Origin of the sequence: Nocardia sp. NPDC003269, assembly GCF_042888005.1 — a bacterium.
In the GTDB taxonomy this organism is placed as follows: Bacteria; Actinomycetota; Actinomycetes; order Mycobacteriales; family Mycobacteriaceae; genus Nocardia.
This window is the reverse complement of the sequence record NZ_JBIAPA010000002.1, coordinates 46918-71796: the sequence shown is the minus strand read 5'-3', so window position 1 is coordinate 71796 and position 24879 is coordinate 46918. Positions and strand designations below refer to the sequence as shown.

Here is a 24879-nt window from a genome sequence, read left to right as displayed (position 1 = left end):
CGACAACCCTCCACACGACCCCGCATATTCCCGAGGGGGTGAACTCCCCGGCCGCGCATGGAACCATGGCTTCATGTCGCTGCCGCGCTCCACCATTCTGGCCGAACCGGCCTGGCGTCCGAGTTCCAAGGCCACGCTGCTGTGGGCGCTGGAGAACGCGATCGCGATCGCGGTGCTGTGCGTGGTGCTCGTCGGGTGGGCGCTGCTCGACGACGACCATCGTGGATGGCAGCTGGTCGCGGCGTTGGCCGTGGGCGCGCTCGCGGTGCTCGGCGTGGTCGTGGTGCCGCTGTGGCGGTACGCGGTGCACCGGTGGGAGGTCACCGACGAGGCCGTGTACACCCGGGTCGGGTGGCTGGATCAGGAGTCGCGGGTCGCGCCGATCTCGCGGGTGCAGACCGTCGACACCGAGCGCGGACCGCTGGAGCGGATGCTCGGGCTGGCCACCGTCACCGTGACCACCGCGTCCTCGGCGGGGGCGGTGAAGATCAGCGCCCTGGATCTGCCGGTCGCCGAGCAGACCGTGGCCCGGCTGGCCGCCATCGCCGCCCAGCACCGCGGGGACGCCACGTGAGCACTCCGCCCGCACCGCAGGCCGAGTGGCAGCGACTCGATCCACGCATGCTGATGGTGTATCCGATCAACGAGATCATGAAATACATTCCGGTGCTGCTCGGTTCGATCATCGTCGGCACCACCAGCGGCAATCCGCTGTGGAGCCTGATCCCGGTGACGCTGGTCGCCGGCTTCGGTGTCGCCCGCTGGTTCACCACCTCCTATCGGATCGATGCCGATCACGTGCAGCTGCGCAGCGGCATCGTGCAGCGGCGGACGCTGTCGGTGCCGCGGCCGCGGATCCGTTCGGTGGACGTGGAAGCGCCGCTGCTGCACCGCGCGCTCGGGCTGGCGGTGCTGGCGATCGGCACCGGCAAGCAGACCGACAAGGGCGAGGAGTTCAAGCTCGACGCGCTCGACACCAGCCGGATTCCGGCCCTGCGGGCCGAATTGCTCTCGCACACCGGGCAATTCCCCACCGACCGGCCGGGATCGCCAGCGGCGCCACACGTCGCGCCCCACGACGCGGTCACCGAAGCCGGGGTCGAGATCGGGCACTGGCGGGCCGCGTGGGTGCGCTACGCGCCGCTGTCGCTGACCGGGCTGGCCGTGGTCGCGCCGATCGCGGGCATCGGCGCGCAATACGGGCTCATCGACATCCTGTCGGAGTCGCCCGCCGTGCAGCATCTCGACGACGACAGTCCGCCCATCGTCGCGATCGTGATCGTCGGCCTGTCGCTGTTCTCGGTGGCGCTGGTGAGCGTGGCCGCGTGCGCCCAGTACCTCGCGACCTGGTTCGGGCTCCGGGTGATCGACAACGGCGCCACCCTGCACCTGCGCCACGGCCTGTTCACCACCCGGCAGATCACCCTGGACCTGGCCCGATTCCGCGGCGCGACGCTCAACGATCCGCTGCTGCTGCGCGCCGCCAGGGCCGCGCAGCTGGAGATGATCATGACCGGGGAGAACCCGCGGCAGAAGATCCTGCCGCAGGCGCCCCGGTCCGCGGTCGAGCGCACGCTCGACGAGCTGCTGCGCACCCGCCGCAAGCCGGACGGGCCGCTCGGTGCCGCCACGGCCTCCGCCGGTGGCGGCGAACCCGCGGTCCCGCCCGCGTCGCTGACGAAACAGGCCGCGCCGCAACCGATCACCGGCGCGGCGCTGGGCACGATCGAGCTGGTCCAGCACGGTCCGGCGGCGCGTCGGCGGCGCTACACCAAGGCCGCGTGGCCGGTCGGTGGGCTGATCGTCGTGATGCTCGTCCTCGCCCTGGTCAGCGGCCCGCTGCCGGGGTGGCTCTGGGGTCTGCCCGGGGCGTTCGCGGTGATCATGGCCGCGCTGGCGGAGGACCGCTATCGCAGCCTCGGCCATCGGGTGCTGCCCGGCAGCACCGGCCCCACCTGGCTGATCACCCGGCGCGGCAGCCTCGACCGCAATCGCGACTGCCTGGAAGCCCCCGGCATCATCGGCTGGACCATCCGCCGCACCTACTGGCAGCGGCGGGCCGGGCTGGCCACCGTGGTCGCCGCGACGGCGGCGGGCAAGAAGGCCTACCTGGTGGACGACATCCCGTTCGACCAGGCCGTCGCGCTCATCGAGTCCGTCACGCCCGGGGTGCAGGGCAGCCGCTGACCGGCCGTCACCGGTCGGCGATCACGCCGCACCCGCCGGTCGGCCCGAGTGTCGGCCCGCCGCCGCGCCCGCGCGCGGCGTAGCGTTCCGTACAGCGTGCTCTGTGCTGTGGACGGAGGCTGGTTGGTGTGGAGTTCACCGAGATCATCGAGACCGCGGGTCAGGCGCTCGACGGCGCTGGCGTCGCGGCGATCGTCATCGGCGGGCTCGTCGGCACCGTCAAGTTCGTCCGCGCGCTGGCAGGGCACACGGATTTCGACGCCGCCTATCGCGTCTACCGGCGCGGCCTCGGCCGGGCCATCCTGCTCGGGCTGGAATTCCTGGTCGCCGCCGACATCATCCGAACCGTCGCCATCGCACCGACTTTCACCAGCGTCGGGGTCCTGGCCCTGATCGTGCTGGTCCGGACGTTCCTCAGTTACTCACTCGAGCTGGAGCTCACGGGCCGATGGCCGTGGCAGCGGCCGCTCCCCGAGGACGCGGCGACCACGGCATCCTGATCGAGCCCGCCCCCGGCGGAGACCGCGAAACGGCCGGAAAGCGAACGCTTCCCGGCCGTTTCCGCGCTCGGTGACCTAGACCGCCGCCGCCTCGAGCTCCGGCTCCGGCGCATCGGTTTTCACGTCCCGCATCAGGATGACCGCGAGCACCGCGGCGGCGACCGAAGCCAGCGCGCCGACGCCGAAGGTGACCTGCATGGCGGTGCAGAAGGCGTCGCGCGCCAGCCCGATGACGGTGCCGTCGCCGGTACCGAGCGCACCCGCGATCGACTCCCTGGCCGCGGCGGGCGCCGAGTCCGGCATGGCACCGGCGAAGGTGCCCGCCAGCACCGCGCCCAGCACCGCGACGCCCAGCGCCGCACCGGCCTGCTGGATGGTGTCGTTGAGCGCCGAGCCGACACCCGCGTGGTCCTCGGGCACCGCGCTCATCAGGGCGCCGATCGCGGCGGGCATCGCCAGGCCGCCACCGGCACCGAGCAGCGCCATCGCGACGGCGGGCAGGGTGAAGCTCGCCCCGGCGTCGAGGGTGGCCAGCACCGCGAAGCCCGCGGCGACCACGATCAGACCCGCGATGGTGACGATCCGCGCGCCCAGCTTGCCGACCAGCACCGCGCCGATGCCGTTGGCCACCAGCAGGGTGACGGCCATCGGGGTGAAGGCCAGCGCGGTCCGCATCGGCGAGTAGTCGAGCACGAACTGCAGGTACTGGGTGAGCACCAGGACCAGGCCGCCGTTGGCGAAGGTCACCAGGACCAGCGAGAAGCTGGAACCGGTGAAGGTGCGATTGCGGAACAGCTGCAGCGGGACCATCGGCTCGTCGGTGCGCAGTTCGCGGACCACGAAGGCGCCGAGGGCGAGCACCGTGACGGCGAAGCCGGCCAGCACGTCACGATCGGTCCAGCCCGCGTGCGGCACCGAGATGATGGTCCACACCAGCGCGGTCATGCCGATGATCGAGGTCAGCATGCCGGGGAGGTCGGGCCTGCGCCACGGGCCCTTGGACTCGGGCATCAGCACCAGCGCGGCCACGATGGCGACCGCCGCGATCGGCACGTTCATCACGAATACCGACCCCCACCAGAAGTGGTCGAGCAGCACACCGCCGACGACCGGGCCACCGACCATGCCGACCGTGGCCACCGCGCTCCACGCGCCGATCGCCTTGGGTCGTTCGTCGTCGTCGAAGACGGTGATGAGGATCGACAGCGTGCTCGGCATGATCAGCACGCCGCCGATGCCCATCAGCGCGCGGCCCGCGATCAGCAGTTCGGCGCTGGTGGCGTAGGCGGCCAGCAGGGACGCGCCGCCGAAGAGGACCAGGCCGATCACCATCACCAGCTTGCGGCCGAACCGGTCCGAGAGGCTGCCCGAGGTGAGTAGCAGGCCGGCGAACACCAGCAGATAGGCGTCGATGATCCATTGGATCTGCTGCGCGCTCGCGTCCAGATCGGTGGCGATCTGCGGGATGGCGACGGTGAGGACCATGTTGTCCACGATCAGCACCAGCGAGCTCAGGCACAGCACGATCAGGATCAGCCACCGGCGGGGGTTGCGGGCCACCGGATCGGTGGCAGCCGTTGCGAGCGGGTCCATCCTGCTCTCCTCTCGAGTATCGCCGCACAGCGTGCGGTCATGTCGAACACTGTACGATCGCGGAACGCTGTGCGCAATAGGTACGGCGTGCGTGATCCGTACACCGTTCTCAAGGGGCTATGCTGTGCGGACACGCGACGTGGAGACCGACATCACCAGCACAGGAGGCAGCGATGGCCGCGGGCAGCACGAATTCGACCGAGATCGCATCGGTGTGGACCAGGCCGACCCGTGAACGCCGAGATCAACCCGCGCTCAGCCGAGATCAGATCGTCGACGAGGCGATCGCGCTGCTCGACGAGGAGGGTTTCGACGCGCTGAGCATGCGCAAACTCGGCGCGCGCCTCGGCGCCGGAGCCACCTCGCTCTACACGCACGTCGCGAACAAGGACGAGCTGCTCGAGCTGGTCGTCGACCAGGTCATCGGGGAGGTGCCGTGCCCGGAACCGGACCCGGCGCACTGGCGCGAACGGGTACACGCCCAGGCCGACGGACTGCGCGCGACACTGCTGGCCCACCCGTGGGTCACCATCGTGTTCGGCAACGCGGCGCTGACCTACCTCGGCCCCAACATGATGCGGCTGACCGACTCGATGCTCGGGCTCGTCGAGGCGGGCGGTTTCTCCGACGAGGTCGTCGACGCCACCACCAACACGGTCTTCCGGTTCATCGTCGGCTCGTGCGCCAACGAGGCCGCGATGCTGATGACGATCGCCCGCAGCGGACTGTCCACCGACCAGTGGGTCGACCAGGTGATGGCGGCCAGCGTCGCGGCCTCGGCGGACTTCCCGCGCCTGCACCGGCGCTACGTCGACCAGCGCGAGGAGGTCGTGGCCGAGGCGGCGAGCGGGGTCGTCAACCGGTTCACCCAGGCCATCGACCTGATCCTGGACGGCGCCGAGACCCGCCGCTGACCCTCAGGCCCGGAACAGCCCCACGTTGGAGCGGTAGTACAGGTAGGCGGCGGGCGCGAGCACCCCGCAGGCCAGCAGCAGCAGGGTGCGACCGTCGCTGCCGAGCAGGATGTCACCGCCCGGTCCGCGCGAGGCCGCCACCAGGAATCCGAAGACCCACACCACGATCGGCGCGAAGGCGAAGCCGAGCCGCGAGGTCACCGACTCCATGCCGTAGACCAGCGCCACGTTGATCGGCGCGGCCAGCAGCGCCGCCACCGGCAGCGCGACGGCACCGACGTAGAGCGGCAGGAACAGCACCTCGAGCGCCAGCGTGATCAGCGCGTCGACGAGCAGCAGCACCACGATCAGCCCCGAGATCACCGGGTCGAACCGGGCGGGCAGGCGCACTGACCGCAGCACGGCGGTCGGCGTGCCTGCGGGCTGATCGGAGTCGGTCACCATGGGGGCGAGTCTATTCGGCCGGGCGGGCAGACCACGCCGCCGTCGGCAGCCGCCATCAGCGGACGCGTGTCCGGCTCAGTCGAGCCCGGCGAACAGGTCGTGCTCGAAGCCGTCGGCGCCTGCCTGCCCGCGCGTGCCGCGCACGAGCGTGAAGTGTTCCTCCGGCAGCACCGGCAGCGCGATGTTGTTGGACAGGGCGAACTCCCGGCCACTGGGCGCGACGGTCACCTGGGTGGCGTGCGCGCGCATGGCGGCGCGCTTGGCGGAGACGGCGTCGGCGACATCGACCACGGTGGTCACGCCGGTCGTCGTCATCGCGGCCAGCTCGGCCTCCACCGGCAACCGCCAGCCCGCGGGCAAGGCGCCGGGCAACTCGTCCACGGTGCGGCGGGCGAGCGCCGCGGTGTGCTGGCGCAGCAGGTCGCCGTCGGTGACGGTCCAGTAGAACTTGGGCACGTCCCAGCCCCGCGCCGCGGCGGCTTCGACCGCGGCGGTGGTGATCTCGTGCGCACGGATGTGGTCGGGATGGCCGTACCCGCCGCGCGGATCGTAGGTCACCACGACCCGCGGCCGCAGCTCCAGCAGCACCTCCACCAGGGCCTCGACCGCCGCGTCACCGGAGTTCACGAAGGCCCGCGGATGCGCGGCAGACGGGGTGCCCGCCATGCCGGAATCGCGCCACCGGCCCGCGCCGCCGAGGAACCACGGCGCGCCCGCGTCCAGCGCGGCCAGCGCCGCGGTGAGTTCGGTGATGCGGTAGCCGCCGAGCTGGTCGGCCTCGGCGGCGACCAGGCCCGCCCAGCGCTCGCCGATGACCTCACCCTCCTCGCCGAGCGTGCAGGTCACCACGGTGACGGGGACGCCGCGCTTGCGATAGTGCGCGATCGTGCCACCGGTGGTGAGGGTTTCGTCGTCGGGATGGGCGTGCACCAGCAGCAGGCCGCCGGTCTCGCGGGTCGAATGCGTCATGGGATCCTCCGCCATTGCGCCGTGTCGCCGAAGATGCCGACCTGGATCGCGCCCGCCATCGAGACGCCGTCCACCCGCGGACCCGCCGCGGCGACGACGTTGTCCTGCACGATCGGCAGCACCGTCGACAGTTCCCACAGCTTGGGCTCGGCCTCGGCCAGCACGCGCGGCACCTCGACACCGCGCAGCGCCTCGTCGATCGAGGGTTGCAGGGACGGATCGCACACGCCGCCGATATTGCTCGGCGCCTTGCGGTAGGCCTCGGCCGCGGCCAGCGCCTTGCTGTCGGCACCGGGGAGTTCCGGCGGCGGGCAGCCGTAGCGGGAGGCCAGCACCGTCGCCGGGTCGTCCCCCGCCAGTTCCCAGCCGACGATGGCGTCGATCGCGGATTCGGTGAGGTCCTTGCCGTACAGCTCGTCGGCGGGCACGCCGCGCACGGTGGCATCGATGCCCGCGCTGCGCAATTGGTCGGCGGCGGTGTTGGCCACCGCCAGCGTCGCCGCGTCCTCGTTGACGGCGCCGATCCGCACCGACAGGACCTTGCCGTTGCGCGCGACCGAGCGCGGGCGCGGCGCCGGCGAGGTCGGCGAGCCGGTCTGCGGCGTCTCCGGCGCGCGGCCGAAACCGGCCTCGGCCAGCAGCGCGAACGCCTCCTCGGTGCTCAGCCGCGGCGGCGCGGTCGGCACGTAGCCGGGACTCGACGGCGGAAGGACCTGGGCGCGTGCGGGTTCCACCCAGCCGCCGGTCTGCGCGCCGACGGTGGCCAGCAGCGCCGAATCGAGCAGCGCGAGCACCGCTTTGCGCACGCGCGGGTCGGTGAGATCGCCCGAGCGGCCGTTGAGCGCCAGTTGCAGCTCGCGGGCCTGCGGCATGATCGTGGTCCGCACCGAGGGGATCGCGGCGAGCTGGGCCTGGGTCGCGACACCACCGTGCACCAGCGCCATCTGGGCGTCGCCGGTGCGCAGCGACTCGGCCAGCTGCGAGGGGGTGCCACCGCGGCGGAACAGGATCTGGTCCGGCGCGGCCGGGGTGCCCCAGAAGCGGTCGTTGCGCTCGAGCAGGATCTCGTCGCGACCGCGGTCGACCGACTTGATGGTGAAGTTGCCGCCCGAGACCGGAATCCGATCGACCAGGCCGCTGGTGAAGCCGCCCGGCGAATCCTTCACCAGGTGCGAGGGCAGCAGGTTCGAGAACAGTTCGCGCCAGGCCGGATACGGCTGGGACAGCGTCACGGTCACCGTCTTGCCGCCGCCGGAGGACGCCACGTCCGAGATCAGCCGGTAGCCGGCCGGATCGACCACCCCGGGCTGCGTCGTCATCTGCTGCCACAGGAACCGGAAGTCCTCGGCCGCGATCGGGGCGCCGTCGGACCAGTTGGCCTGGTTGCGCAGCGTATAGGTGATCGTGAACGGTTCCTGCGCGGTCACCTCGGCCGATTCGATCAGCGAGGCGTCGGGCACCCAGTCGACCACGGCCGGATGCGCCTGCGCGGCCACCGGCCGGAACGGGCTCGGCAGCACCATCGAACTCACCGCGTTGGTGGCCGGCGACTGATCCGAGCGCAGATGCGGATTGAACCCGATGCCGATGTCGTCGATCGCGACCACGACCGTGTTCTTCCCCGGCTTGGCCTGGGTGGTCTTGGGCGAATCGGTGCTCTCGATCGGCGGCGGTGGATTCGCGGTGCAACCGGCGAGGACCGCCGTCGAGGCCGTCATCGCCATCACCGCCACGCGCCACCTCGCGCGTCTGACCCCCGAACTCACTCTGGCACCCTACCTCGCTCATCTGCCCGGAGCCCGGCACCGGTCACTGCGGAAACGACAGTGGGACGGTACCGAAGTACCGTCCCACTGTCAGAACCCGATCAGGAGTTGCTCACCGCGCGGTCGCGCGCCTTGCGGCGCGACAGGTCGCGAGCACGCTCGTTGGCGCCGAGCACCACCTTGCGCACGCGGACGACCTCCGGGGTGACCTCGACACACTCGTCGCCTGCGCAGAACTCCATCGCCAGCTCGAGGTCCAGGGTCAGCGGCTTGGCCAGGGTCTCCATCACGTCGGCGGTCGCGCTGCGCATGTTCGTCAGCTTCTTCTCGCGGGTGACGTTGATGTCGAGATCCTCGGCACGCGGGTTGATGCCGACGACCATGCCCTCGTAGGTGTCGGCACCCGGCTCGACGAAGAACTGACCGCGGTCGGCCAGCTGGATCATCGCGAACGGGGTGACGGAGCCTGCGCGGTCGGAGACCAGCGAACCGGTGTGGCGGGCGCGGATCTCACCGGCCCACGGCGCGTAGCCGTGCGAGACGGCGTTGGCGATGCCGGTGCCGCGGGTCTCGGTGAGGAACACGGTCCGGAAGCCGATGAGGCCACGCGAGGGCACGATGAACTCCATGCGCACCCAGCCGGCGGCGTGGTTGCTCATCTGCACCATCTTGCCCTTGCGGGCGGCCAGCAGCTGGGTGATCGCGCCCAGGTACTCGTCGGGGCAGTCGATGGTCAGCTCTTCGAACGGCTCGTGCACCTTGCCGTCGACCTGCTTGGTGACCACCTGCGGCTTGCCGACGGTCAGCTCGAAGCCCTCGCGGCGCATCTGCTCGACCAGGATGGCCAGCGCCAGCTCACCACGGCCCTGCACCTCCCAGGCGTCGGGACGGCCGATGTCGAGCACGCGCAGCGACACGTTGCCAATCAGTTCCTGGTCCAGGCGCGACTTCACCATGCGGGCGGTCAGCTTGTGGCCCTGCACCCGGCCGACCAGCGGCGAGGTGTTGGTGCCGATGACCACCGAGATGGCGGGCTCGTCGACGGAGATGCGCGGCAGCGCGACCGGGTTCTCGATGTCGGCGAGGGTGTCGCCGATCATGATGTCCGGGATGCCGGCGATGGCGACGATGTCACCGGCGACGGCGACCTCGCCGGGCTGACGCTCGACACCGATGGTCTGCAGCAGCTCGGTGATCTTGACCTGCTTGGCGCCGTCGGCGTTGATCCAGGTGACGTTCTGGCCCTTGCGCAGCTCGCCGTTGTGCACGCGCACCAGCGCCAGGCGGCCGAGGAAGGCCGAGGCGTCGAGGTTGGTGACGTGGGCCTGCAGCGGCGCCTCCGGGTTGCCCTTGGGCGCCGGGATGTTCTCCATGAGCACGTCGAACAGGGCGTCGAGGTTCTCGGCGGCGGGCGCCTGACCGTTCTCGGGACGCTCCTTGGAGGCCTTGCCCTCACGGCCGGAGGCGTACAGGACCGGCAGGTCCAGCGCCAGCTCGGCGGCTTCGGCGGCCTCGTCGTCGAGGTCGGAGGCCAGGTCGAGCAGCAGGTCGTGCGACTCCTCGACGACCTCCTCGATCCGGGCGTCGGGGCGGTCGGTCTTGTTGACGACCAGGATCACCGGCAGCTTGGCCGCGAGCGCCTTGCGCAGCACGAACCGGGTCTGCGGCAGCGGGCCCTCGGACGCGTCGACCAGCAGCACGACACCGTCGACCATGGACAGACCGCGCTCGACCTCACCACCGAAGTCGGCGTGGCCGGGGGTGTCGATCACGTTGATGACGGTGACGGAGCCGTCGGGGTGATGGCGGTGGACCGCCGTGTTCTTGGCGAGAATGGTGATGCCCTTCTCGCGCTCCAGATCTCCGGAGTCCATGACCCGGTCGACCAGCTCGGCTCGCTCAGCGAACGCGCCCGACTGACGAAGCATGGCGTCGACCAGCGTCGTCTTGCCGTGGTCGACGTGGGCCACGATGGCGACGTTGCGAAAATCGCGTGTAGACGACACGCCTCAATCCTCCTGCTGTTGGTGTATTGGCGCGCATTCATCTGGCATCGCGGCCTGTTACACCCTACCGGTACCGGAGTGGCACGCACGTGTCAGGCTTTGTACTTAGGGTACGCTAACCCGCATGGGCAAGGTGAAGGCTAAGAAGGTGTCGAGCCTGAAGCCGAAGAAAAAGTGCTGCAGGAAGAAGACGCGGTGCTTCAAATGTCCCGTCGTCATCATGCGCATGAAGAAGGCCGAGGCCGCCGGAGTGTGCGGCAAAGATCTCAAAAAGGCGCTGGAGAAGGCGCGCGCGGCCTGAGGCGGATGACCACGGGCGATGCGTGCTGCCCGAACCAGGCGTAGAACTGCAGGTATGGGTACTCCGAAACCGGCGTTGCTCTCCGATCCCGAGATCACCATCGCCCTGGCCACTCTCCCGGAGTGGTCCCGCGACGGTGCCGCGATCACCCGCACGGTGCAGGCCGCGTCGTTCCCGGCAGGCATCGAACTGGTGCGCAAGGTCGCCACCGCGGCCGAGGCGGCCGATCATCATCCCGACATCGATATCCGATGGCGCACACTGCGATTCACCCTGAGTACGCACTCGGCCGGTGGCCTCACCGCCAACGACACGGCCATGGCGCACACCATCGACGACATCGTCGGCGGCTGAGTCCTCAGCTGGTCGCGGGGACTTCGGCACGGCGGCCGAGCCAGCGCGCCTGGGCGCGCAGGGTGTCGCGGCCGTGCCAGATCAGCCAGCCGAGGAGCACGAACACCCCGATCACGTCGACCGCGCCGAGCCAGGCCAGCGGCCACGGCCGGGGAATCGTCCAGATCGTCGGCTGCGCGAACGACAGCACCCAGGGGACGCCGATCAGCATCGTCAGCACCCAGAAGCCGGCGATGATCCGCGCGACGCGCTCCCGCCGCAGCGGCCCGTAGAGCAGCCACAGCACGGTCGGGATCAGCCAGACCCAGTGGTGCGACCAGGAGATCGGCGAGATCATCAGCCCGAACAGCTGCACCAGCACCAGGGTGCCGAGCCGGTCGTCGGGGCCGAGCGTGCGCCAGGCCAGGACCGCCAGCACCGCCGTGACCAGCACCGCGGCGATCCACCACGGCCCGGACTGCACGTCGTAGCCGAGGATCCGGCTCAGCGTGCCGCGCAGCGACTGATTCCAGACAGAGCCGACCGGCCCGATCCGGTCCGCGTCACCGAGCAGGGTGCCGAAATACCGCTTCGCCTCGTGCGCGTTGATGAGAAAGCTCACAGCGACGGTCAGCCCGAAGGCCGCCGCCGACCACAGCACCGTCGCCCAGCGGCGGCGGGCCACGAAGTACAGCCCGGTGATCGCGGGCGTCAGCTTGATGCCGGCGATCACGCCGACCAGCGTGCCCGAGATCCACCAGCGCGCACTGCGCACCGCCAGCATCGCGCCGAACACCAGGAACACATTGACCTGGCCGTAGTCGATGGTGGTGCGCACCGGCTCCAGCCAGACCCCCAGCGCCGTCCAGCCGACCGCGGCGGTGATCCAGCGCGGCTGCCGGGCCCGGTCGGCGCCGAGCAGCAGGTCGAAGCTGATCCGGATCACGCCGTAGAGCGCGGCGACGGTGGCCAGCATCCAGCCGACCGCGACCGCCGAGAACGGCAGATAGTGCAGCGGGAAGAAGACCAGCGCGGCGAACGGCGGATAGGTGAACGGCAGCGGGAAGTCCGGCGTCTTCTCCGCGTAGGTGAAGTCGTAGAGGCGATCGGTGAGCAGCGCGGCCGACCCGTCCACATAGACGTGCAGATCGACGACATTGAGGCCGTTCTTCGCGAACAGCATCCAGCCCAGCCTGGCGAGCACGGACAATCCGAGCAGCGCGAGAGCCCATCGGAGGTGTCGGTTCAATGCCAGGCTTTCGGTCGAGTGGGCGGCGTCGCGGTGCTTTCCTCACCTTAACCGGGCGGGCACGGACAGCCGCGCGCACGGCCTCTCGCGCGGGCGCGCGACACCATCGGTAACATTTGCATCAACATCCCCAGGTGTAACACCGGTGGGGGTTAGCGTCGATGAACACGGCTGCCGGTTCGCCGCCGACGGCCGGGCGGCTGTACAACACGGCAGCGATGTCCTTAGAGTGACCCCGACATCGAAGGGCTCGACACCCCTCGCCCCATCGCAACACCGAGGTAAGGACGGCTAGACAAGTGCTTCGTAGCCGAGGATCGCGGATCGCAACGACCGCATTCGCCATTGCGGCAAGCGCCATGCTCGTCGCGCCGGCGTCGACCATCGCCGCTCCGGCGCCTGCCCCGCAGGCCGCGCCGATCAGCGTGCCGATGGTGCCCGAGGGCGTCCCGGTCGACGCGCTCGCCGCCTTCGCCCCCGCCGTCGCGGGCCTGATCGCCGGCCCCGCCGACGTCGCGAGCCCGCAGACCGCGCTGCTCGATCAGGCGCGCGCCCTGCTGGCCACCCTGAACCTGCCGCCCGCCATCAAGTCGACGCTCGAGCGGATCATCACCTTCCTCGACGGCAGCGGCGGCGGTGGCCCGGAGATCCCGCAGGACGGCCCGGTCATCGCCCAGTTCCTGTACCCGACGATCGGCAAGGGCTGCATCGGCGACGGCGCCGACTCGGTCGGCACCGCGCTCGCGGTCGCCGGTCCGGCGCAGCTGCCCCCGCCCGGCGTCGCCGCCGGTCAGGCCGGTTTCGTGTTCACCGCGCTCGGCACCAAGGCGCCGACCGCCGAGCAGAACCCGCCGATGACGGTGCAGTGGCTCAACCTCGACACCCGCCAGTCCGCGATCCAGACGCTGACCGACGAGGCCAAGATCAACCCCGGCGGCCCGGCCACCCTGTCGGCCATCGCCAGCACCGGACACGGCCGCGTCGTCGCCGTCGTCTCCGGTTCGCTGACCACGCAGGCCGAGGGCGCCGCCCCGCGCACCTGCAACTTCCTGCCGACCCTGGGCTTCTTCACCGTCTAGGTCCGCGACACACCGAGCCCGGTCCGTTCCCTCGGGAACCGGCCGGGCTCTGTCGTTGTCAGCGGGTTCCCGCGAGCACCGCGATGTGGTAGACCGAGAACCATGGCGACCACGCAAGGTTCACCCCGCGCCGCTCGGTCGATCCGCAGTCGGCGGTCCAGCCGCTCCATCCTGTCCTATCGGTCCGAGGGCTCGATCCTGTCGATCGGGTCGGCGTATTCGATCCTGTCGATCGGCAGTGTCGGCTCGGTGCTGTCCGTCGGATCGGTCGGCTCGTTCGGGTCGGCGATCTCCTCCGGCTCGTTCCTGAGCCTTGGCTCGGCGCTGTCCGGCCTGTCCCGCTGGTCACTGCTGGCGTGGCGGGGCGTGCTCGCCGAACCGGAGGGCAGGCCGACGCTGCGGGTCATCCCCGACGACGAGCCGGACCTGCGGCTCGCGCCGACCTGCCACTGCCAGACCTAGCTCACCACTGGCCGTAGTCGGTGGCCAGCACCCGATTCAGGTCGACACCGATGCCGTCGATGTCGCGCTTGTCGATCTCGAACTGGTGCAGCTGCGCGCCGGGGTGCACATAGCCCTTCGGCGTGCCCCAATTGTGCTGCCAGAACCAGGAACCCAGCCCGGCGTCGAGCGCGCGGTCGATGGTGGGGGTATTGGCGTAGATGCCGACGAGGTCAGCGCCGAGCACCGACTGCCACCCCTCGATATACGGGGCGATCATCTCGTCGAACTCCTCCTCGGACGGGTTGTCGTCGATGGAGGCGTAGATCGGCGCGGTGTCGGGACCGCCCGCGGCGGTGTGTAATTCCCAGCCGCGCTCGGCGTGCCGCTTGCCCGCTTCCAGGCCGCCGCGCCAGTCGGCCGTCGGGCCCTTGCCGAACTGATAGTTCGACACGATCGACAGCCCGGCCGCCCACAGGTCCTCGACCTCGGCCGCCAGCAGCGGTTTGCCCTCCATCCACTCCGCGCCGGGCCTGCGGTCGGACACATACCGGATCACCCCGATGTGCCCCGCGGCCCTGATCGACTCGGCCGAGGGCACCCCGGCGGCGTAATCGACCAGCGTGCCGAAGGATTGGGCGGCCGCGGGCGCGGCGGAGGTGGCGGCCAGGCCGAGCCCGACCGTGGTCGCGGCGGCGGCGAATCCGAAGAACTCCCGCCGGGTCACCGGAACAGAACGCATCGCAGAGCTCCTTCGCGCAACCCGACCCTCAACCGGCAGCGTGCCCGGCGCGCCTTCCCCGAATCCCGCGCGCCGGGAGCCTCGAACGTGCACTCATTTCACCACAACCACAGGAGAACCGCCAGAACCAAAGGTCACTTTCGTCCCAGCTGTCACACGGGTCAGGTGGCGCTGTCGATGGCCGCGCCCACATCGATCGTGCGGGTCGACGGGTCGGCCAGCTCGGTGCTGACCACGGCGACGACCTGCGCCACCACCTGCCGCTTGATCCCGGCCAGCCGGGCCAGCGTGGCCGCGCGCAGCCCCTTGGCGGTGAACTCCATCGAGATGTCCTCGACCGCGGGCGGCGGCACATCGATGACGATCTGTAACGGCTCGGCGGCCTTGGCCGTGAGGACCAGCGGAATCTGCAGGTCGGCGCGGTAGTGGTTGGCCTTGAGCACGTCGACGGTGATGTCGAGGCCGACGGGCAGGGTCATGTCGAACACGCGCGGGTCGCCCGGGGCACCCACCCCGCGATCGATCACGCGCGGCTGCTCGATCGCGCCGCGCACGGTCACCGTGGCCGCGCCGCGCGGACCCTCCGAGAGCGGCCCGACCACGATCTCGCTGCCCGCCATCTGCGCGACGACGTCGTGCACGCGGTCCCTGGTGACGATGTGGGTGAAGAACCGCAGGCCGAACTCGCGGAAGTCGATCCACTCGAAGACGGTGTCGTTGCGGTGCGGCGAGCGGTAGCCGTCGAGGATGGCCTCGATGTCGAAGACCCGCTCGGAGCGGACCTTCGGATCGCCGACGATGGCGTTCACCCGGTTCGCGACCTCGCGCTGCACGAGACCGGCGATCGGGTCGAGCAGCATCTCCCACGCGGTGTCGATGGCCTCGGCGCGCAGGGTGAAGCTCACGTCCCTGGCGGTCACCGGAGCCACGTCGATCACCACCAGCAGTGGTTGCGCGGTGCGCGCGTGCAGGTTCAGCCCGATCTCGACCACGGCGGCCAGGCGCAATTTGCGCCCGCCGAGCACGAGGTTCACCGCCAAGGTGAGCGGTACGCGGACATTGAAGGCCAGCGCGTCACCGGCATTGCGGGTGACGGCGGGAGTGCCGAGGGTGCCCTCGGCGACGAATCCGGCCAGTCCGGCGGGGCCGAGGGAGAACGGTCCGATCGTGACACCGCGTCCGGTCATGCCCGCGACCGCCGCGGCGATGCGCTCCTCGGTCACCGCGTAGGTGACGAAGCGCTCGCCGAAATCGGCATAGTCGATCCACCTCGGGTCTCGACGAGCGTCCTCGGTCACCTTCGCGCGCACATCGGACACCGTACGTGACGGAGGGAAACCCCCGGGTAATGGCACAACTCCCCCGTCCTGCCGATGAGGGGGAAGCAGGACGGAGGGGTCGGCCGGGGCGCTGCCGGGCGCCACCGCTTCCATCGTACGGGTACCCGCGTGGTACCGCCGTCCAGGTTCATGGCAGTTATCTTGAGCGACAATCGATTTCAGAAACGCCCATAACCGACCAGATCAGCGGTTTCGGCCGGTCGGATGGTCCGCACCCGCACCCCGCCCAGTTCGTTGCCGCCGATCGTGGTGATCGTGTCGCCCTCGGCCTTCAGCACGATGTTGGTGTGCTGGCCGAGCGGGCTGTCCGGGCCGTAGAGCACCACATCGCCGGTCCGGGGCCGGTAGCCGACGTTGCCGGGGGTGAACCGGCCGACCTGCTGGTAGTACTCGGTCAGCGTGTAGACGCCGGGGATGCGCCAGGACCCGGAGTTCGGATTGGCCAGCGGCCTGCCCGCCGCGCGCATCGTCCAGCTGACGAAGTCGGCGCACCACGCCTCCTCGACACCCTCGGCGTACTTCGTGCCCGCGCCGGGGCGGTCGTATTCCTGGCGGAGCACGTCGACCAGGGCGATCTGCTGTTCGTCGAGGTGTTCGCTGTCCAGCGCGGGGAACTGCTCGCCCCAGTCGTGCTGCCACCACACGAGCCCGACGACGACCACCGCCGTCACCGCGAGCAATCCCGAGATGCCGAGCGCCCAGCGCCCCAGGCGACCGGTACGTTCGGCTTGCAGTTGCGTCATCGCCCCCCGCTTTCGATCTGTCTTCTGTCCTCTAAGACGAACCGGAGGCGGTCGCGGTTCCCGGATCGGGAAGCGAATTTGTGTGCTCCGGAGCGGGCCGGGCGGGAGACGATCACCGGGTGGACCCCTGCGCCACCCGGGTATCGGCTCGCTACCGCGCTCTCGGCGCGCATCCAGCGTGCGTGCCGTCCCCTCCGGCGACGTCCACGCGCGGGGCGCGGACGTGGTTTCGAACACGTACCGCTCCGGAACACACAGTCTTGACCAGCGCGTACTCCGGCCTGGATCACCGGGAAGCGATGGACAGTCAGCCGGGCGCTGTCCCGTCCGGCTGTGAGAATTTTTGCGAACGCTTTACTGTCGGTCAAGCTAGACGACTGTCCCAGTTTGTCCCAATGATTGCCCGAAGGGGTCGCGCGTGGAAGACCCGCATGCGCCGATCGCGCGGTACCTCCGCGAACGACGCGAGACGGCCGGCCTGACCAGAACGGCGCTCGGCGCCCTCGCCGGCGTCTCACCGGCGCTCATCCAGAAGATCGAGCAGGGCACCCGCTCGCCCACGCTGGAGGCGCTCACGGCGCTGTGCCACGCGCTGCAGGTCCCCGACCTGATCCGCGACCACCTGGTGTCGCTGTCGCTGTCGCACCGCTTCGACAAACCCGAGCCGCCGGTGCAGACCGCGGTCTCCGCGACCGATCAGCTCCTGCTCGACAGCTTCGCGTATCCGGCCAGCATGCAGCGGTTCCCGACCTTCGACGTGCTCGCCGTCAACGACGCCTGGGCCCGGCAGTTCCCCGGGCTGGAGCCGGGCACGACCCTGCTGGAGTGGATGCTGCTGCACCCGGCGGCGCGGACGGTGGTCCTGCACTGGGAGCGGCAGATCCACATGAGCGTCTACAGCTTCCGGGTGATCGGCCCCGGCGTGGTGCCGCAGGCGCGGATCGACGAGCTCATCGCGTCGTGCGCGCGGGCGCCGGAGTGGCAGGCGCTGTGGTCGACGGAGCCGCCGCCGCCCTACGGCATCGAGTCGCCGGAGCTGGTGGTCCGGCACGTCGACACCGGCGAGCCCACCGCGATGGCGATGCACAACCTCGATTTCACGTTGCCACACCGCACCTGGTCGCTGGTGGTCATGGTGCCGAAGGGGACCGCCTAGTCTCTTTCCATGGCCACGCCGGCCGCCCGCCCCGAGTCCACCGGCCCGAAAGAGGAACTGCGACGTTGGAGAATCCGCATCCGCCGATCGCCCGGTACCTGCGCGAACGCCGCGAGTCGGCGGGCCTGACCCGCGCGGCGCTCAGCGCCGTCGCCGGGATCTCGCCCGCGCTCATCCAGAAGATCGAGCAGGGCACCCGGCCGCCGACCCTCGAGGCGCTGACCGCGCTGTTCGACGCCTTGACCGTCCCCGACGTCATGCGCGATCACCTGATCTCGCTCGCGATCGCGGCCCGCTACGAATCCGTGCCGCTGCCCCTGGTGCGCCCGGCCGACCTGGTGTTGCTCGACGGGATCACCCATCCGGCCAGCCTGCAGATGCACCCGACATTCGACGTGGTGGCCACCAACGCGGCGTGGCGGCAGTGGTTCCCCGGCCTGGAGGCGGGCGCCTCGATGCTCGAGTGGATGCTGCTGGACCCGCGCGCCAAGACCGCGCTCGTGGACTGGGACGAGCAGACCCACATGTGCATCTACGGTTTCCGGCTCATGGGACCCGGCCTGGCCCCGGAGCGCCGGATCGCCGAGATCGTCGAGACCTGCGCGCAGGCGCCCGAGTGGACGAAGTTCTGGACCACCGACCCGGCCGGGGCGCACAGTCTCGACGGACCGCTCATGTACCTGCGCGACCCGGCGACCGGCGCGACCACCGCGATGACCGTGCACTCGCTCGGCTCGTCGCTGGTGCCGCGCCGGGACTGGTCGCTGGTCGTCTACGCGCCGATCCCGGCCGGCTGAGCGTCAGTCGGTCTTGCGGACCGGGATGCAGGCGGTCAGCACGATCGCGACCGCCGCGCCCGCCATCGCGATGAAGAAGGCGGTGTGGAAACCCTCGCGCGAGGGCAGCACGTGCGGGCCGAGCTGCATGGTCATGTGCGCGAGCACCACGCTCATCACCGCCGCCGAGGTGGAGGTACCGATCGAGCGCATCAGCGAGTTCAGGCCGTTGGCCGCGGCCGTCTCGCTGATCGGCACCGCGCCCATGATCAGCGCGGGCATCGCGGCGTAGGCCAGGCCGACGCCACCGGCGACGATCACCGCCGACAGCACGATCTGCCAGACGCTGTCCATCATCACCAGCGCGCACAGGTAGCCGATGCCGATCACCGCCGAGCCGAGGGCCAGCGTCAGCTTGGGGCCCTTCTTCGCCGACAGCCGCGCCGAGACCGGCGAGAGCAGCATCATGACCAGCCCGGTCGGCGCCATCGCCAGACCGGCGACGACCATCGACAGGCCGAAGCCGTAGCCGGTCGCCTCGGGTGCCATCAGCAGCTGCGGGAAGGTCAGCGACATGCCGTAGAGCGCGAACCCGACCGCGATCGAGGCCAGGTTGGTGAACAGCACCCGCGGCCGCGCGGACACCCGCAGATCGACCAGCGGCGCGGACTGACGCAGTTCGTAGAGACCCCAGAGCAGGAAGCTCGCCAGCGAGACGGCGAACAGCGACAGGATGGACGCGCTGGCCCAGCCCCAGTCGGCGCCCTTGGTGATGCCGATCAGCAGCGTGAGCAGCGCGATCGACAGGCCGACCGCACCACCGAAGTCGAAACGCGCCGGCGTGCGCACCGGCGACTCCGGCACGAAGACCAACACCAGCACCGCGCACAGCGCGCCGAGCCCGGCGGCGGTCCAGAACAGCACGTGCCAGTTCGCGTTCTGCGCGATGACGGCCGCGAACGGCAGCCCGATCGCGCCGCCCACGCCGAGGGTCGCGCTCATCACGGCCATCGCGCCGCCGACCTTCTCGGCGGGCAGCTCGTCGCGCATGATGCTGATGCCGAGCGGGATCGCGCCCACCGCGGCACCCTGCAGCGAGCGGCCGACGATCTCGGGCAGCAGCGAGGAGAAGCTCGCGCAGATCACCGAGCCGACGATCATGAAACCGAGATTGACGACGAGCACCAGCCGCTTGCCGAACATGTCGCCGAGCTTGCCCGCGATGGGCGTGGAGACCGCGCCCGCCAGCAGCGTCGCGGTGACCACCCAGGAGGCGTTGGACGCCGAGGTGTTCAGCAGGCCGGGCAGCGACGGGATGATCGGGATGACGAGCGTCTGCATGAGCGAGACGACGACACCGACGGTACTGAGCACCGCGATGAGCACGGCCGGCGTGACGCCGCGGGTTTCGGGAGAGGCCGGCGAGACGTCGGCTGCGGTAACAGACACGTTATGCACCGTACACAGCATGTGTATAGTACACAATTTGGATTCGCGGTGATCCACGCGACATAGTTGGCACATGTCCGATTCCGGCCCCGCCGACGACACCCCGTTCACCCGCCTGGTGTTCGAGCTGAACCTGATCTCGCGCCACTTCCCCACCACGACGCGCCGCCGCCCCGGCTTCGCGCTGGACCGCTCCGCGTTCCTCATCCTCACCCGCCTCGACCTGGGCGAACCGCTGAGCCTGCGCGAACTGTCGGAGGCGTTCCAGCTGGACATCTCCACCATCAACCGGCAGGTCGGCGCGATGCTGAAGCAGGATCTGGTCGAGCGGGTGCCCGATCCGGAGGGCGGCGTCGCGAGGAAGGTGCGCGCGACCGCCGAGGGCAAGGCCGCGCTGGCCGCCGATCAGAAACACCGGGCCGCGGGGATCGGCGTGGTCGTCGCCGACTGGGACGCCGACGATGTCGCCGAATTGAGCAGGCTCATGCAGAAGTTCAACCACTCGGTCGAGCGGATCGAGGAAAACCCGTGGCCGAGACCGCCGCGCGCGCACGACTGAGCGCGCTAAGCTCCGCCGCGTGGTCACTCAACGGTCTACCCGCCCGAGCTGGCTCGCCTGGGACAACTACTTCGTCGGCGTCGGCGGACTGGTCCTCGGCCTGTGCTTCGGCACCTGCGCCGCGCTGATCGCCGGCCCCGGCCGCAATCTCGCGGCCGTCGTCCTCGTCGTGCTCGCGGTGATCTGTGTCCTGCCCGCGCTGCTGCGCGCCGTCGCCGAACTCAGCGTCTGGGTCCGGCTGGCCGTGCTGATCATCGGCTTCGCGCTGCTGCTGCCCGCGATCGCGCTCAGCCCCGACGTGCGGGACTGGGCGGCGGAACGCTGGGAACGGGCCTGGAAGTAGCTGTCCTACAGCTGATTACGCGGCACCGCGAGCAGCATCTGGATCGCCTTCTGGATGAACTGCGACGACTGCCAGGTCAGGTAGGCACCCGCGGCGCCCGCCGCGGCCGCGCCGCCCGAGGATCCGGTGGCCGAGCCAGAGGCCAGGTCCGCCGAGCCCGTGGCCGAACCGGTCGCCGAGCCCGAGCCGGGCAGCGCCGAGGCGGGCGCGGCCGCGCCGAGCAGCCCGATCGTCATGGCGACGCCCACCAGGGCGGCGCGCGCTGCGTACTTGGACGTTTCCCGACCGGACACCATCAGCTGAATCCCACTCTCCGAAAAGCACTGCGAACATGCAGTATTCACGCCGAATACACCCGCCAAACCCGATTCGCGTGGATTGACCATTTCGCACGGTTCTCGGCGGGCATTTTTCGGCGATACGGCCCGACCCGTGTTCATTCTCCGCCGGGCCGGGCATCGTCGACAGACCACGGATCTCGGGGCAGGCCTGAACACCGGTGTGGGTCAGCGCCTCCCGAGGTGAGCCGATGCCGTCGGCTCCCTGGTCAGCGGGCGGCCGCCCGGCGTTCCCGCGCCGCCTCCTCGAATCGCTCCGCCCCCTCGCGGACGAGGTCGGCCGCCTGCGCGCCCCGCGCCCAGGCGACATCGAGCAGATGCGCGCCCCGCTCCCGCGCGGCCTCGGCCAGCACCGGCCCACGCTCCCTGGCCACCTCGGCAAGATGCGCGCTCCGCGCCCTGGCCACCTCCGCCAGCGCGGGACCACGCTCCTTGGCCACCACAGCCAAATGCGCACCCCGCTCCCGTGCGGTCCCGGCCAGCTCGGGGCCACGCTCCCTGGCCACCTCGGCCAGCTGCACGCCCCGTTCCCGCGCGGCCTCGGCCAGCTCCGGGCCACGCTCCTTGGCGACCTCGGCCAGCTGCGCACCACGCTCCCGGGCTGCCTCGGCGAGCTGCGGGCCACGATCGCGCGCGATCTCGGCGAGTTGCGTGCCCCGCTCGTCGGCGACTTCGGCGAAGTGCGCGCCCCTGACCTTGGCCGCGCCGACGATGGCCGCGCTCTCGGCCGCCACCCGCGATTCCCGGCTCGACAGCGCCTGCCTGGCCCGCCAGCCCAGCGACGGCTTGCCCGCCGTATCGGACGCGGTGATCAGCAAGCCGCCGAGCAGCCCGAGATCCTTGAGGAACCCGGCGCGCTTGGCCGCCCGGCGATCCGGGTCCGGCTCGGCCCAGAAGTCCTGCTCGGTGACGGTGCCGGGGATCACCGTCGCGGCCAGCACCAGCGCGGCCGGGCGCGGTGCGCGGCCGCTGGCCAGCAGCACGCCGCCCGCGATCTGGGTGACGGCATTGACCTTGACCAGGCGGCCCGGGTCGTCGGGTATCCGCGCGGCCAGCGCATCGGGCAGGCTGCCCCGGCTCTGGTCGGCGAGCGCGGCCGCGGCCGCGGCCCGCGGTTTCGGATGCAGCAACGCGTTGACACCACCGGCGACGAACGTCGCCGCCAACAGGGTGCGGGCAACACGGCGGACTGGCTTGATCGGCATCGTCTGATCCCTTCGTCTACGACTGGGGAGAACGGCTCCTCCCCATTCGACTACCCGGGACCCCGCACCACAAACGATCCACACAACGATCCGATCACACCGCGCTAGCGTCGAGGCCGTGTCCGACACCACCGTTCGCACGGCCTACGCCGCGATCCACGAGCTCTACATCGACCTGTTCGGCAGCCCCGCCGACCTGCATCCCGACGACGCCGACCTGGCATTACGCCATCTCGCCGACGCCCCCGGCCCGGTCCTCGATCTGGGATGCGGTCCCGGCCACTTCACCCAGTTCCTGCACGCGGCGGGCATCGCCGTCACCGGCGTCGATCTGGTCCCCGAGTTCATCGCCCACGCCCGTTCGCGCTACCCGGATGTGCCGTTCCGCGTCGATTCCCTGCGCACCGTCGACGCACCGACCGCCTCGATCGGCGGCGTGCTCGCGTGGTTCTCGCTGATCCACTTCACCCCGGCCGAACTGCCGGCGATCCTGGCGGAATTCGCCCGGGTCCTCGTGCCCGGCGGGCGCCTGGTGCTCGGCTTCTTCGACAGCGCCGAGCAGGTCGAGGTGTTCCCGCACAAGGTGACCGCGGCCTATCGCTGGCCGGTCGACGAGCTGGCCGAGGTGCTGCGCGCGGCCGGTTTCACCGAACGGGAACGGCGGCAGCGCTCGGCCGAGGGTGACGTCCGCCCGCTGGCCGCGCTGGCCTGCTCACGCACTCATCGGTAGTTCGGGCTGGGCGGGCAGCCGCACCGAGGTCGCCCTGACCACCCGGAACTGTCCCGGCGTCATGCCGGTCTCGAGCTGGAAGGCACGGTAGAACTGCCGCGGCGAGGAGAATCCGCTGGCCTCGGCGATCCTGGCCACCGCCCGCGCCCGGTCGCGCAGCAGCAGCTGGCGGGCGTGGCGCACCCGCATCCGGCGCAGCATGGCGGCCGGGCTGGTGCCCAGCGACGCGAAGGCGCGGTGCAGGGTCCGGCGCGAGACCAGGCAGCCGCGCGCGATGCCGTCGACGGTGAGCAGCGGATCGGTGAAGTGCCTGCGCAGGAACACCAGCAGCTGACCGCGCGAGAGGACCCGCGCCTGCCGCACCACCGTCCGGCGCGCGGAGGCGGCGACGATCGAGCGCACCAGATCCAGCCCACCGGCCGCCAGCGGCCCGGCCTGCTCGGGCTGCGGCAGCGCCACGACACCGGCGAAGAACCGGGCGATCACCTCGCCGGCACCCGCGGCCGGAATGTGCAGCGGCAGCGCCGCGCGGAACGCCGGGCTCTCGGCGAGCACCTCGGCGGGCAGCCGGAGCACGACCTGGGCCCACTCGCCGTGCATGGCCCACCGGAAGGGCTCGCTCGCGCGGTACACGATCAGGTCGCCGGGACCGACCTGGATGGTCCGCCCCGCGTGCGCGAGCTCCCCGGTCCCCTCGAGCTGGATGCTCACCAGCAGTTCGTCGCCGCGCGGCGCCGACTCGCGCGGCGCGCGCCGCAGCGTCTGCCGCCCGGCTCGCAGGATCGTCAGATCGAAGCCGGGGAACCGGTGTGATTCGATCCGTCCCGTGCAGCTCGGCTCCGCGCCGGACTCCACCAGGACCGGGACGACGGCCTGCGAAACCCGTCGTGCCCAGTCCTCTCCAATGCACATCTCAGATGCCCCCTGACCCAACACATTTCGCGATTCGGACGGTTATCCGGCGGTTTCTCTCTCGAGATCACCTCTGCGCCAAAGGTTTTCAGATGGCAGTGACCCACACCAACCGAGCGGCCGGAATCCCCGCCGCGGCGATAGTGAAATCTTCAACAAATAGCGCGCGGACATCGCTGTTCGTGGTGTCGACAAATAGCTTCGGCGCGTCGGGTGTGATCGACATCAAGGCGGTAATATCCGCTCCATGGTGGACGAGCGTTCCCGCTCGGCGCACGAGAGCGACAACGAGCTGACGCCACGGGAGCGACTGGCCTGGCGCACCTACCTCGCCGGAAAGTCCAATCTCGACGAGGTCGTCAACCGCCAATTGGAACAGGGGCACAACCTGAGCTTTCCCGAATTCCGGATTCTGCTCGCCCTGCACCGCGCACCCCAGCAGGCCCTGCGCATGAGTGTGCTCGCCGACCGGGTCCACGTCTCCCGCGGCCAGCTCACCCACCTGGTCCGCGCCCTGGAAGCCCGCGATCTGGTCCTGCGCAAGCCCGACCCGCACGACCGCCGCGGCGTCGTCGCCCACCTCACCCCGACCGGCAGCCGGACCGTGGAAGCCGCCCTCCCCGGCCACGAGAGAATAGTTCGGGACCACTTCGTCGAACCCGTCACCGACATCGCGCTCGATACCGTCGCCGACGCCTTCGGGCGCATCGCCCGAAATACGACGGAATTGTCGGCGGGCACCGGAAAAGGCTCCGGAAAAGTCCGCCGGGAACCGACTGATTCGAATAAATGAATAGGAACTCG

28 protein-coding genes are annotated in these 24879 nt (G+C 70.5%); 14 read left to right on the top strand and 14 right to left on the bottom strand.

Annotated elements, in window-relative coordinates; all coding sequences use genetic code 11:
* The first annotated feature begins 73 nt into the window (after positions 1-73).
* From ACFYWJ_RS10985 to ACFYWJ_RS10975, 3 genes are all read left to right on the top strand, one after another.
* Positions 74-574: a PH domain-containing protein gene (locus ACFYWJ_RS10985; protein WP_355276392.1), complete on the top strand. Its 501-nt coding sequence runs from the start codon at positions 74-76 to the stop codon at positions 572-574.
* A gap of 47 nt (positions 575-621) precedes the next feature.
* Positions 622-2187, top strand: a complete 1566-nt coding sequence (locus ACFYWJ_RS10980) for a PH domain-containing protein (protein ID WP_387163480.1) — start codon at positions 622-624, stop codon at positions 2185-2187.
* 128 nt (positions 2188-2315) lie between these two features.
* Positions 2316-2687, top strand: coding sequence for a DUF1622 domain-containing protein (locus ACFYWJ_RS10975; RefSeq protein WP_355276396.1), 372 nt, complete (start codon positions 2316-2318; stop codon positions 2685-2687).
* A 75-nt stretch (positions 2688-2762) separates the two neighbouring features.
* On the opposite strand, the gene ACFYWJ_RS10970 is transcribed toward ACFYWJ_RS10975, so the two are convergent.
* Complete coding sequence (locus ACFYWJ_RS10970) at positions 2763-4280, bottom strand: MFS transporter (protein ID WP_355276398.1); 1518 nt, start codon at positions 4278-4280, stop codon at positions 2763-2765.
* 173 nt (positions 4281-4453) lie between these two features.
* On the opposite strand from ACFYWJ_RS10970, the gene ACFYWJ_RS10965 reads away from it, so the two are divergent.
* Positions 4454-5194, top strand: coding sequence for a TetR/AcrR family transcriptional regulator C-terminal domain-containing protein (locus ACFYWJ_RS10965; protein ID WP_355276400.1), 741 nt, complete (start codon positions 4454-4456; stop codon positions 5192-5194).
* A 3-nt stretch (positions 5195-5197) separates the two neighbouring features.
* On the opposite strand, the gene ACFYWJ_RS10960 is transcribed toward ACFYWJ_RS10965, so the two are convergent.
* The 4 genes from ACFYWJ_RS10960 to typA all read right to left on the bottom strand — a co-directional run bounded on the left by ACFYWJ_RS10960 (position 5198) and on the right by typA (position 10379).
* Entirely contained in the window at positions 5198-5638 is a 441-nt protein-coding gene (locus ACFYWJ_RS10960) for a hypothetical protein (protein WP_355276401.1), read from the bottom strand.
* Between the two features lie 75 nt (positions 5639-5713).
* Positions 5714-6607: an N-acetyl-1-D-myo-inositol-2-amino-2-deoxy-alpha-D-glucopyranoside deacetylase gene (gene mshB / locus ACFYWJ_RS10955; RefSeq protein ID WP_355276403.1), complete on the bottom strand. Its 894-nt coding sequence runs from the start codon at positions 6605-6607 to the stop codon at positions 5714-5716.
* Positions 6604-8325, bottom strand: coding sequence for an ABC transporter family substrate-binding protein (locus ACFYWJ_RS10950; RefSeq protein ID WP_355276405.1), 1722 nt, complete (start codon positions 8323-8325; stop codon positions 6604-6606). The genes mshB and ACFYWJ_RS10950 overlap by 4 nt, the downstream gene beginning before the upstream one ends.
* Before the next feature lie 149 nt (positions 8326-8474).
* Positions 8475-10379 (bottom strand): translational GTPase TypA, encoded by a 1905-nt coding sequence (gene typA, locus ACFYWJ_RS10945; RefSeq protein ID WP_355276407.1) that lies wholly within the window; start codon positions 10377-10379, stop codon positions 8475-8477.
* Between the two features lie 124 nt (positions 10380-10503).
* Here typA and ACFYWJ_RS10940 point away from each other — a divergent pair, with 124 nt between their 5' ends.
* Positions 10504-10680 carry a hypothetical protein gene (locus ACFYWJ_RS10940; RefSeq protein WP_355276409.1) on the top strand — a complete coding sequence of 59 codons (177 nt, stop codon included), beginning with the start codon at positions 10504-10506 and terminating at the stop codon, positions 10678-10680.
* Between the two features lie 54 nt (positions 10681-10734).
* Complete coding sequence (locus ACFYWJ_RS10935; RefSeq protein ID WP_355276411.1) at positions 10735-11034, top strand: 4a-hydroxytetrahydrobiopterin dehydratase; 300 nt, start codon at positions 10735-10737, stop codon at positions 11032-11034.
* Between the two features lie 4 nt (positions 11035-11038).
* Here the strand turns inward: ACFYWJ_RS10935 and ACFYWJ_RS10930 are convergent, their stop codons facing one another.
* Complete coding sequence (locus tag ACFYWJ_RS10930) at positions 11039-12262, bottom strand: mannosyltransferase (protein WP_387163380.1); 1224 nt, start codon at positions 12260-12262, stop codon at positions 11039-11041.
* 359 nt (positions 12263-12621) lie between these two features.
* On the opposite strand from ACFYWJ_RS10930, the gene ACFYWJ_RS10925 reads away from it, so the two are divergent.
* Positions 12622-13341, top strand: coding sequence for a hypothetical protein (locus tag ACFYWJ_RS10925; RefSeq protein ID WP_355276413.1), 720 nt, complete (start codon positions 12622-12624; stop codon positions 13339-13341).
* Positions 13342-13443: 102 nt separating this feature from the next.
* Complete coding sequence (locus ACFYWJ_RS10920; protein WP_355276415.1) at positions 13444-13803, top strand: hypothetical protein; 360 nt, start codon at positions 13444-13446, stop codon at positions 13801-13803.
* A 1-nt stretch (position 13804) separates the two neighbouring features.
* On the opposite strand, the gene ACFYWJ_RS10915 is transcribed toward ACFYWJ_RS10920, so the two are convergent.
* The 3 genes from ACFYWJ_RS10915 to ACFYWJ_RS10905 form a co-directional block, all read right to left on the bottom strand.
* Positions 13805-14524 (bottom strand): DUF1906 domain-containing protein, encoded by a 720-nt coding sequence (locus tag ACFYWJ_RS10915; RefSeq protein WP_355276417.1) that lies wholly within the window; start codon positions 14522-14524, stop codon positions 13805-13807.
* A 161-nt stretch (positions 14525-14685) separates the two neighbouring features.
* Positions 14686-15834 carry a hypothetical protein gene (locus ACFYWJ_RS10910; protein WP_355276418.1) on the bottom strand — a complete coding sequence of 383 codons (1149 nt, stop codon included), beginning with the start codon at positions 15832-15834 and terminating at the stop codon, positions 14686-14688.
* Between the two features lie 188 nt (positions 15835-16022).
* Complete coding sequence (locus ACFYWJ_RS10905; RefSeq protein ID WP_355276420.1) at positions 16023-16607, bottom strand: CHAP domain-containing protein; 585 nt, start codon at positions 16605-16607, stop codon at positions 16023-16025.
* Positions 16608-17025: 418 nt separating this feature from the next.
* Between ACFYWJ_RS10905 and ACFYWJ_RS10900 the strand changes: the two genes are divergently transcribed.
* On the top strand, positions 17026-17763 hold the full coding sequence (locus ACFYWJ_RS10900; protein ID WP_355276422.1) for a helix-turn-helix domain-containing protein: 738 nt from the start codon (positions 17026-17028) through the stop codon (positions 17761-17763).
* 65 nt (positions 17764-17828) lie between these two features.
* Positions 17829-18560 (top strand): helix-turn-helix domain-containing protein, encoded by a 732-nt coding sequence (locus ACFYWJ_RS10895; RefSeq protein ID WP_355276424.1) that lies wholly within the window; start codon positions 17829-17831, stop codon positions 18558-18560.
* A 3-nt stretch (positions 18561-18563) separates the two neighbouring features.
* On the opposite strand, the gene ACFYWJ_RS10890 is transcribed toward ACFYWJ_RS10895, so the two are convergent.
* Positions 18564-20009, bottom strand: a complete 1446-nt coding sequence (locus ACFYWJ_RS10890; protein ID WP_387163375.1) for an MFS transporter — start codon at positions 20007-20009, stop codon at positions 18564-18566.
* A gap of 52 nt (positions 20010-20061) precedes the next feature.
* On the opposite strand from ACFYWJ_RS10890, the gene ACFYWJ_RS10885 reads away from it, so the two are divergent.
* Positions 20062-20547 (top strand): MarR family winged helix-turn-helix transcriptional regulator, encoded by a 486-nt coding sequence (locus ACFYWJ_RS10885; protein WP_355276425.1) that lies wholly within the window; start codon positions 20062-20064, stop codon positions 20545-20547.
* A 19-nt stretch (positions 20548-20566) separates the two neighbouring features.
* On the top strand, positions 20567-20890 hold the full coding sequence (locus ACFYWJ_RS10880; RefSeq protein WP_355276427.1) for a hypothetical protein: 324 nt from the start codon (positions 20567-20569) through the stop codon (positions 20888-20890).
* A gap of 5 nt (positions 20891-20895) precedes the next feature.
* Here ACFYWJ_RS10880 and ACFYWJ_RS10875 read toward each other — a convergent pair whose 3' ends face one another.
* Both ACFYWJ_RS10875 and ACFYWJ_RS10870 read right to left on the bottom strand, forming a co-directional pair.
* A complete protein-coding gene (locus tag ACFYWJ_RS10875) occupies positions 20896-21186 on the bottom strand; it encodes a hypothetical protein (RefSeq protein ID WP_355276429.1) in 291 nt (96 codons plus the stop codon).
* A 251-nt stretch (positions 21187-21437) separates the two neighbouring features.
* Positions 21438-22433 carry a DoxX family protein gene (locus ACFYWJ_RS10870; RefSeq protein WP_355276431.1) on the bottom strand — a complete coding sequence of 332 codons (996 nt, stop codon included), beginning with the start codon at positions 22431-22433 and terminating at the stop codon, positions 21438-21440.
* Positions 22434-22551: 118 nt separating this feature from the next.
* Between ACFYWJ_RS10870 and ACFYWJ_RS10865 the strand changes: the two genes are divergently transcribed.
* Complete coding sequence (locus ACFYWJ_RS10865; protein ID WP_355276433.1) at positions 22552-23163, top strand: class I SAM-dependent methyltransferase; 612 nt, start codon at positions 22552-22554, stop codon at positions 23161-23163.
* Here the strand turns inward: ACFYWJ_RS10865 and ACFYWJ_RS10860 are convergent.
* Positions 23146-24075 carry an AraC family transcriptional regulator gene (locus ACFYWJ_RS10860; RefSeq protein WP_355276435.1) on the bottom strand — a complete coding sequence of 310 codons (930 nt, stop codon included), beginning with the start codon at positions 24073-24075 and terminating at the stop codon, positions 23146-23148. The two genes, ACFYWJ_RS10865 and ACFYWJ_RS10860, sit on opposite strands and share 18 nt — an antisense overlap.
* An 88-nt stretch (positions 24076-24163) precedes the next feature.
* Positions 24164-24301: a hypothetical protein gene (locus tag ACFYWJ_RS10855; protein ID WP_355276437.1), complete on the bottom strand. Its 138-nt coding sequence runs from the start codon at positions 24299-24301 to the stop codon at positions 24164-24166.
* A 21-nt stretch (positions 24302-24322) separates the two neighbouring features.
* On the opposite strand from ACFYWJ_RS10855, the gene ACFYWJ_RS10850 reads away from it, so the two are divergent.
* Positions 24323-24868 carry a MarR family transcriptional regulator gene (locus ACFYWJ_RS10850; protein WP_355276438.1) on the top strand — a complete coding sequence of 182 codons (546 nt, stop codon included), beginning with the start codon at positions 24323-24325 and terminating at the stop codon, positions 24866-24868.
* Positions 24869-24879: the final 11 nt, after the last annotated feature.